The following is an 8,384-nucleotide window of genomic DNA, read 5'->3' on the forward strand; positions in this document are numbered from 1 at the left end:
GTCAGCCGTCCACGCGCGGCGGCTCGGGCAGGAACGGGATGTGCGCGCCGATGATGGTCGGTCCCCCTGGCGGGCTGTCGACGAGGAACTGGCCGCGGAGCCCGAGCACGCGCTCGTGCAGGCCCGCGAGGCCGTGGCCCGCCTCCAGTCGCGCGCCGCCCGAGCCGTTGTCGGTCACCCAGAGGTCGAGCCAGTGGCCGGCCGGGCCCGCGTCGCGCACGGCGACCCGCAGCCGCACGCTCGTCGCGTCGGAGTGCTTCACGACGTTCGTGAGCAGTTCGGCCGCGACGAAGTAGGCGTTCCGCTCGATCGCCGCCGGCAGCCCGCTGGCCCCGGGCAGGAGGTTCTCGAACACGACGGGCACCGGGCTGCGCGACGCGAGCGACTCGAGCGCGCTCGCGAGGCCGCGGTCCTGCAGCAGCGGAGGCGCGAAGCCGCGCGACAGGGCACGGAGCTCGTCGAGCGTCTCGCGCGCCTGTTCCCTGGCCTCGCCGATCAGCTCGCGGGCGGCGTCCGGGTCGCGCTCCATCCGGCGCTCGATCGTCGCGAGGTCCATCTGCAGTCGGACGAGCCGCTGCTGGGGGCCGTCGTGGATGTCCCGTTCCAGGCGACGAAGCGAGGCGTCCTCGGCCTGCACCGCGGCCCCGCGCGACGCGGCGAGCTGCGCGACCTCCACCTCGAGCGCTTCGGAGCGCCACGCCCCGAGGAGGCCGCGCGCAGCCGCGTCGTGCAGCAGTGTGAGCCCGCGGAACACGATCGGCAGGGTGAGCAGGAACACCACGCCCAGGACGAACTCGAGCAGCCGCTCCCCCGCGACGACGTCGTACGAGAAGTCGTTGCCCGGGAAGAACCGGTCGAGCAGCCACTCGTTCAGCCAGAAGCCGCGGTCGCTCTCGGGGATGAAGCGCTGCCAGAACCACCCGGTGGTGCCGCCGAGCGCCATCGCCAACCAGACCACCGTGACCGTCCAGGTGAAGATGCTCACGATCGGATTGATGATGAGCGTGTGCAGCACGTACAGCCAGTAGTGCCCGTCGACGAAGGGCACGAACGCCGCGCGCCAGAACCCCGCCTCACGCCCGTCGCGGGCCCAGTCCGGCCGTTCGATGCGCGGGCGACCGGCCCACTCGAGGCGCACGAGTTCGAGCGTGCCGAAGCCCCGGGCCACGTAGAAGGCGCCGACCATGACGAACACACCGACGACGATCGCGAGCAGCCCGACGCCCGTGAAGAAGACCGTCGCGGCGAAGCTCAGCCCGATCACCGCGATCGGCATCGTGAGGATGAGGAAGCCGAGCTCGCGCGGCACCGACGCCCAGAGCGCGCCGTAGCCTCGTCGGCGCGTCGGCGACGGCGCCGGGGTGGATTGGGTGCTGGCCGGTTCGGTGCTCATGGCCTCGCGATTCGTGTCGGCGGCGGACGGGGCGGTGCTGATCGGGGCGGTGCTGATCGGATCAGTGGTGGTCATGGTCGGTCCCCTCGGGAATCGTCGCACGCTGACCCGGTTCGACGACGGCGAACTGCCCCATCATCCCCTGATCCTCGTGCCACAGCAGGTGGCAGTGGTACATGTACGGCGTGTCCGGGTCGGCGTAGTCGGCGAAGCGGACGAGCAGCACGTACTCGGTCACCGGCTCCACGTAGATCGTGTCCTTCCACCCCGCGAGCTCCGGCGGCGGCGGCCCGCCGCCCACCGTGGCCAGCCGGAACTGCACGTCGTGCACGTGGAAGCTGTGCGGGAGCGCGGTGTCGTTCACCACGGTCCAGCGTTCGAGTGTGTCGACGGTGACGGTCTCGTCGATGCGGCCGAGGTCCATGGCGTGGCCGTTGATCTCGAAGCTGTCGTCGAGGACGAAGCGGCGATCCGCTGCGACTTCGCCGTCGTCCGGCGGCATCGGGACGAGCGCGGTGGGATCCGCTGCGGCCGCTCGGAGCCGATCGGCAGCGCGGAGCTCCAGCACGTCGAAGCCGTCCGCGGCCCCGTTCGTCTGCGCGACCGGCCCGACGAGCCCGGCGATCTCGGGCGTCATCCTGGACTGGAGCACGAGGCGCTCGCCCGGGGTGAGACGCACGAGCACCTCGGCCCGCTCGCCCGGCGAGAGCCGCACCTCCGGCAGCTCCACCGGCGCGCCGAGCAGGCCGCCGTCGGTGCCGATCAGCCGCACGGGGCGGTCGTCGGACCAGGCGAACGCGTAGCTGCGCGCCGTCGACGCGTTCAGCAGCCGCAGCCGGAGCAGCTCGTCACCGGCCTCGAAGTACGGCGAGCGGGTGCCGTTCACGAGCAGTTCGTCGCCGAGGGCCCCCGCGTACCCCCGCTGCGCCGCCTCGCGGCGGCCTTCGGCGCTGAAGCCGGTGTCCTGCACGATCACCGGAACGTCGTCCACCCCGTACTCGGCCGGTAGCCCGAGGGCGCGCTCGGCGTCGTCGTGCAGCAGGAACAGCCCGGCGAGCCCGCGCGACACGTGCGACTCGGTCTCGCCGTGCGGATGCGGGTGGTACCAGAGCGTCGCGGCCGGCTGGTCGACGAGCCACTCGGGCGCCCAGGTGGCGCCGGGCGCCACCATCTGGTGCGGGCCGCCGTCCATCGCCGCGGGCAGGTGCATGCCGTGCCAATGCACCGTGGTCGGCTCGTCGAGCGTGTTGCGCACCTCGACGCGCACCCGTTCGCCGCGATCCGCGACGAGCGTCGGGCCGAGGTAGCCGCCGTTGAACCCCCAGGTGTCGCTCGGCACGCCGGGCTCGAACTCGGTGGTGCCGGCCTGCGCGGTGAGCTCGAAAACCCGGGTGCCGTCGGCGGCCACGTTCGATTCGGCGAGCGGCGGGATCGCGAGCGGGCGGTCGAAGTCCACCCGCCCGATCGTGGATACGGGGCCCGGCGTCACAATGCCGCAACCGGCGAAGGCGAGCGCCACGAGACCGCCGGCCGCCAGCGCGGTGAGCCCTGAGACGAGGGTCGCGCGGGGACGCCGGAGCGGCGAGGGACTGGTGGGTCGCGTGCGGGTGCCGAGCATGCTTCCAGCCTCGCGAGCGCGGCCCTCCCGGCCCATCCGGCGCCCGTCCGGATCCTGGCGGGGGTTATCCCCCGCCGCTCAGCGCCGACGCCGGCTCAGGCCTGGCAGGAGGGGCACCAGTACAGCTTCCGCGCACCGAGCTCCTCGAGCACGATGTTCGTGCCGCAGACCCGGCACGGCAGGCCCTCCCGCTTGTACACCCAGTGGCGGTCGTCGCGGTTCGCCATCGCGGCCCGGTAGGCCTCCCCCTCCAGGCCGTCCATCGTCATCATCTGCCCGGTCTCGACGCCGATGCGCAGCAGCCGGCCCCAGTCGTGCCAGAGTTCCCGCACCGTCTCCTCCGGCACGAGCCGGCCCGGCGTGTGCGGGTTGAGCCCGGCGCGGAAGAGCAGCTCCGCACGGTAGACGTTGCCGATGCCGGCGACGACGTTCTGGTCCATGAGCAGCAGCGCGATCGGGGTGGGCTTGCGCCGCACCGTCGACACGAAGCGCTCCTCGGCCTCCGCGCTGTCGTCGAGCAGGGGGTCGGGACCGAGCCTCGCGACGGTCGCCTCGACCTGGGCGGGGTCGAGCACCTCGCACGCGGTCGGTCCGCGCAGGTCCGCGCAGACGGTGTCGGTGAGCAGGCGCACCCGCACCTGGCCGACCGGCTCCGGCGGGAACGACCAGGCGGTGTCGCCCTCCTTCTCCGACTCGGCCATGCGCAGTCGCGTGCGCCGCGGCGCCCCGATGGAGGTCAGCGAATTCTCGCCGGCCGTGTCGAGCACGACGGCATCGGGGTTCGGGCCGTCGAGGAAGGTGCCGCGCATGTTCGTCTGCCCCATGCGACCGTTCGCGGAGGCGATCGTCGGGTCGAGCAGGATGTCGCCGGCGAAGTCCCAGGCACCGTAGATGCCGAGGTGCACGCGCAACCAGCGGTCGCCCTCGAAGCCGAGGAACATCTGCTTGCCGACGGCGCGCGCGTCGGTCATCCGCCGGCCGTCGAGCAGCGCTGCCCCCTCGGCGAAGCGCCCCTGCGGGCTCGACACGTGCACGACGTGCCCGACGAAGTTCCGTTCGAACTGGCGGGTGATGCGGTGGACGGAGTGGCCTTCCGGCATCCGGCGGGCCTAAGCTTCCGGCGCCGAGTCGGCCGCGGTGTCGACGCCCTTGCCCGCGATGTCGCCGGTGGTCTCGTACTCGGCGAGCTGGGCGATACGGCGCACGTGGCGCTCATCGCCGGAGAAGGGCTCGGCGATGAAGGCGTCGATGTAGCGGATGGCCTCTTCGACCGTGTGCTGCCGCGCACCGATCGAGATGACGTTGGCGTCGTTGTGCTCGCGGGCGAGGAGTGCGGTGTCCATGCTCCAGACGAGGGCGGCGCGGATGCCGCGCACCTTGTTCGCGGCGATCTGCTCGCCGTTGCCCGAGCCCCCGAAGACGACACCGAGGGCGCGCACCCCGGCCGCCTGGTCGCGGGCGACGCCGAGCGCGGCGTTGATGCAGAACGCGGGGTAGTCGTCGAGCGCGTCGTATTCGGCCGGGCCGTGGTCGACGACCTCGTGCCCGCTGTTCGTCAGATGGGCCTGCAGGGTCCGGCTGAACTCGAGGCCGGCGTGGTCGGTCGCGATGTGGATGCGCATGCTGACGATTCTAGGGAGTGCCGATCCAGCGGATGGCCCGGCCGTGCGGCTGCGCCCAGGCGAGCTGCTCCCCGTCGAGCGCGAGCACGAAGTCGCTCGAGACGTTCGGCGCGTCCTCGCGCGCCGCGATGCCGGGGACGACGTTGCGCCCCTCGACGGAGAGCCAGTGTCCGTCGAGCCGCGCGACCTCGGCGACGAAGCGGCGCTTCGCCTCCTCGTCGAGGTAGGCGATCACTGCGGTGTGCAGCACGACGAGCGTCGCCCCGGCCGGTGCCTCGTCGGCGAGGCGGCCGAGCTCCTCGACCAGATCGCCCGCGACGAGCCGGGGCGGCTCGGCGGCGACGATCGCCGCCGCTTCGCGGAGCCGGGCGCGGCGGTCGTCGTGCTCGGGCCAGATCAGCGCGTCGAGCCAGGCGAGGTCGTCGGCCTGCGTCACGTCGAGCGGGTTGAGATCGATGCCCGCCCGCCAGACGACCTCCGGCAACCGCTCGGGGATGGGGACCGGACCGGATGCCTCGCACTCGAGCAGGACCCGGCTGGGGCCGTCGGCCGGCTGCAGCGGCGGCCGCTGGCCGTAGCGGTAGGCGTAGCGATCCGGATACAGGCAGAGCCCGGCGGAGGCGCCGACCTCGAGCAGCGCGAGCGGGCCCGGCAGCGCCGCGAGCACCGGGAGGTGCAGCGCACAGCGGCCGGCCTCGTTCGTCTGCGTGGCATGGTCGAGCACCGTGGCGCGGACCTCGATCCAGTGCCGGTGCAGCCAGTCCCGCAGCAGGGTGTACGGGCCGAGCGGCGCGCCCTGGAACCGTGCCGCGCTGAACACGAGGTTCGGCTGCCGCTTCGCGACCGGCAGTTCCTCGATCAGGGCGATCGTCGGCGGGTCCTCGGCCACGCCCGCGGCCCACGCCTCGTACGTCGCGGACATCCCGCGCGCCTCGACCTCGGCGAAGGCCCGGTAGCGGGCCGCCGTCGAGGCATCCGGATCCATGGTGTCTCGCATGCCGCCACGCTACGTCGGGTTCGCCCGGAGCGGAACCGCTCCGGCCGGGCGCGAGCGCGGTCGCGCGAGTAGGCTGGTCGGCGTTGCCTGCGGCCACGAGCCGCGTCGATGAAGCGAAGGAGCGCACGTGCCCGGAGAGAACCTCACCCGACTGGAAGCCGAGGAGCGTGCCGCGCTCGTCCAGGTCCACGACTACGACGTCGTCCTCGACGTCACGACGGGCCCCGAGGTGTTCCGTTCGACGACGACCGTGCGGTTCGACGCGACGACGCCGGGCGCCTCGACGTTCATCGACGCCATCACCGCCGAGGTGCACTCGGTCACCCTGAACGGCGTCGCCCTCGACCCCGCCGAGGTGAGCGACGGCGTGCGCATCCAGCTGCCCGGCCTCGCCGCCGAGAACGAGCTCGTCGTCGTCGCCGACGGCCGCTACATGCACACCGGCGAGGGCCTGCACCGCTTCGTCGACCCGGCCGACGGCGAGGTCTACCTCTACACCCAGTTCGAGGTGCCCGACTCGCGGCGCATGTTCGCCGTGTTCGAGCAGCCCGACCTCAAGGCGGCCTTCCGGTTCACCGTGACGGCCCCGTCGCACTGGCAGGTCGTGTCGAACCAGCCGACCCCCGAGCCCGTCGCCGCGGGCGAGGGCACGGCGACCTGGGCGTTCGAGCCCACCCCGCGCATGTCGAGCTACATCACGGCGCTCATCGCGGGCCCGTACGACGTGGTGCGCGACGAGCTCACCTCGAGCGACGGCCGGGTCATCCCGCTGGGCGTGTTCAGTCGGAAGAGCCTGTCGCAGTACCTCGACGCGGACTACATTTTCGAGAAGACGAAGCAGGGCTTCGCGTACTTCGAGGGCAAGTTCGATGTGCCGTACCCGTTCGCGAAGTACGACCAGCTGTTCGTGCCGGAGTACAACGCGGGCGCGATGGAGAACGCCGGTGCGGTCACCTTCACCGAGGTGTACGTGTTCCGTTCGAAGGTGACCGACGCGATCAAGGAGCGCCGGGTCGTGACGATCCTGCACGAGCTGGCGCACATGTGGTTCGGCGACCTCGTCACGATGAAGTGGTGGAACGACCTCTGGCTGAACGAGTCGTTCGCCGAGTGGGCCTCGACCATCGCCACCGCTGAAGCCACCGAATGGCACCACGCCTGGACGACGTTCAACTCGATGGAGAAGAGCTGGGCGTATCGGCAGGACCAGCTGCCCTCGACGCACCCGATCGTCGCGGAGATCCGTGACCTCGAGGACGTGCTGGTGAACTTCGACGGCATCACGTACGCCAAGGGCGGCTCGGTGCTGAAGCAGCTCGCCGCCTGGGTGGGCATCGATGCGTTCTTCACCGGGGTGTCGGCGTACTTCAAGAAGCACGCCTGGGGCAACACCACGCTCGCCGACCTGCTCGCCGAGCTCGAGACCGCCTCGGGCCGCGAGCTGTCGGGTTGGTCGAAGCTGTGGCTCGAGACCGCCGGGGTGAACACGCTCCGCCCGGAGATCGAGACCGACGCCGACGGCAAGATCACCTCGTTCGCGGTGCTGCAGTCGGCGCACCCCGACTACCCCACGATCCGCCCGCACCGCCTCGCCATCGGCTTCTACGAGCTGCAGGGCGACAAGCTGGTGCGCACCCACCGCGTCGAGCTCGACGTCGACGGCGAGCGCACCGAGGTGGCCGAGCTGGCCGGTCTCGCCCGCCCCGACCTCGTGCTGCTGAACGACGACGACCTCGCGTACGCGAAGATCCGGCTCGACGAGGCATCCCAGCAGGTCGCGCTCGCGAACCTGTCGAAGATCGAGGACCCGCTCGCCCGCGCCTTGGTGTGGTCGAGCGTGTGGGACGCGACCCGCGACGGCGAGACCAGCGCGAGCGACTACCTCGAGCTCGTGCTCGGCAACATTGCCAGCGAGACCGAGTCCACGACGCTCCGGATCGTGCTCGCCAACGCGCAGCTGGCGGCGAGCTCCTACGTCGCACCCGAGCGGCGCGACGACGCGCGTCGCGCCCTGGCCGACGGGCTCTGGGCGCTCGCGCAGCAGGCGGAGGCCGGCAGCGACGCGCAGTTCCAGTTCGTGAAGTACTTCGCCGCGCTCGCGGAGTCGGGCAGCCACGTCGACGAGCTCGCCGCGCTCTTCGCGGGCGAGCGCTCGCTGGACGGCCTCGACATCGACACCGACCTCGGCTGGGAGCTGCTCATCGCCCTCGTCGCCGCCGGACGTGCCGGCGACGCCGAGATCGACGCCCGCCTCGCCGAGGACCAGACCGCGACCGGGCAGGAGTCCGCCGCTCACGCCCGCGCCGCCATCCCCACCGCCGAGGGCAAGCAGCGCGCCTGGGACTCCATCGTCGAGGCCGACACCGCGACGAACTCGGTCGTGCGCACCACCGCCGCCGGCTTCGTCCGCGCCGGCGACCGCGAACTGCTCACCCCGTTCGTGCCGCGCTACTTCGACATGATCGGCCGCGTCTGGACCGAGCGCAGCTACGCCATCGCCGAGAAGCTCGTCGAGCTCCTCTACCCCGCGACCCTCGCGAACCGCGAGCTCGTCGAGGCGAGCCACGCCTGGCTCGACGCGAACGCCGACGCCGCCCCGGCCCTGCGCCGCCTCGTCATCGAGAACGTCGCCGGCGTCGAACGGGCCCTCGCCGCGCAGCAGCGCGACGCCGCCTAACCGCGCAGCAGGCACCGTGGACGGGCGGTGCGGTGGTGGTAGGGTTCGAGCGGAACGTACACTGTCTGCCGCTTAGC

The 8,384-nt window shown here is 72.0% G+C and carries 6 protein-coding genes; 1 reads left to right on the top strand and 5 read right to left on the bottom strand.

The genetic code is table 11. From position 1 onward, the window contains the following. Position 1: 1 nt before the first annotated feature. The 5 genes from ACFWE1_RS00945 to ACFWE1_RS00965 all read right to left on the bottom strand — a co-directional run bounded on the left by ACFWE1_RS00945 (position 2) and on the right by ACFWE1_RS00965 (position 5,630). Positions 2-1,468: a sensor histidine kinase gene (locus ACFWE1_RS00945; RefSeq protein ID WP_376931695.1), complete on the bottom strand. Its 1,467-nt coding sequence runs from the start codon at positions 1,466-1,468 to the stop codon at positions 2-4. After that, the gene (locus ACFWE1_RS00950; RefSeq protein ID WP_376931696.1) at positions 1,455-3,011 is read right to left on the bottom strand and encodes a multicopper oxidase family protein; all 1,557 of its coding nucleotides are present in this window, start codon (positions 3,009-3,011) and stop codon (positions 1,455-1,457) included. Before ACFWE1_RS00950 ends, ACFWE1_RS00945 begins: the two co-directional genes overlap by 14 nt. 95 nt (positions 3,012-3,106) lie before the next feature. After that, entirely contained in the window at positions 3,107-4,111 is a 1,005-nt protein-coding gene (locus ACFWE1_RS00955) for an Fpg/Nei family DNA glycosylase (RefSeq protein WP_376931697.1), read from the bottom strand. 9 nt (positions 4,112-4,120) lie between these two features. Then, a complete protein-coding gene (locus ACFWE1_RS00960; protein WP_376931698.1) occupies positions 4,121-4,633 on the bottom strand; it encodes a ribose-5-phosphate isomerase in 513 nt (170 codons plus the stop codon). Between the two features lie 10 nt (positions 4,634-4,643). After that, positions 4,644-5,630: a DUF2332 domain-containing protein gene (locus tag ACFWE1_RS00965; protein WP_376931699.1), complete on the bottom strand. Its 987-nt coding sequence runs from the start codon at positions 5,628-5,630 to the stop codon at positions 4,644-4,646. Between the two features lie 127 nt (positions 5,631-5,757). Between ACFWE1_RS00965 and pepN the strand changes: the two genes are divergently transcribed. After that, positions 5,758-8,307 (top strand): aminopeptidase N, encoded by a 2,550-nt coding sequence (gene pepN / locus ACFWE1_RS00970; RefSeq protein WP_376931700.1) that lies wholly within the window; start codon positions 5,758-5,760, stop codon positions 8,305-8,307. The last annotated feature ends 77 nt before the right edge of the window (positions 8,308-8,384 follow it).

It is taken from the genome of Agromyces sp. NPDC060279, from assembly GCF_042726785.1.
In the GTDB taxonomy this organism is placed as follows: Bacteria; Actinomycetota; Actinomycetes; order Actinomycetales; family Microbacteriaceae; genus Agromyces.

Coding starts and splice junctions, on each gene's coding strand:
- ACFWE1_RS00945 (WP_376931695.1), bottom strand. CDS start 1,468: ATGACCACCACTGATCCGATCAGCACCGCCCCGATCAGCACCGCCCCG.
- ACFWE1_RS00950 (WP_376931696.1), bottom strand. CDS start 3,011: ATGCTCGGCACCCGCACGCGACCCACCAGTCCCTCGCCGCTCCGGCGT.
- ACFWE1_RS00955 (WP_376931697.1), bottom strand. CDS start 4,111: ATGCCGGAAGGCCACTCCGTCCACCGCATCACCCGCCAGTTCGAACGG.
- ACFWE1_RS00960 (WP_376931698.1), bottom strand. CDS start 4,633: ATGCGCATCCACATCGCGACCGACCACGCCGGCCTCGAGTTCAGCCGG.
- ACFWE1_RS00965 (WP_376931699.1), bottom strand. CDS start 5,630: ATGCGAGACACCATGGATCCGGATGCCTCGACGGCGGCCCGCTACCGG.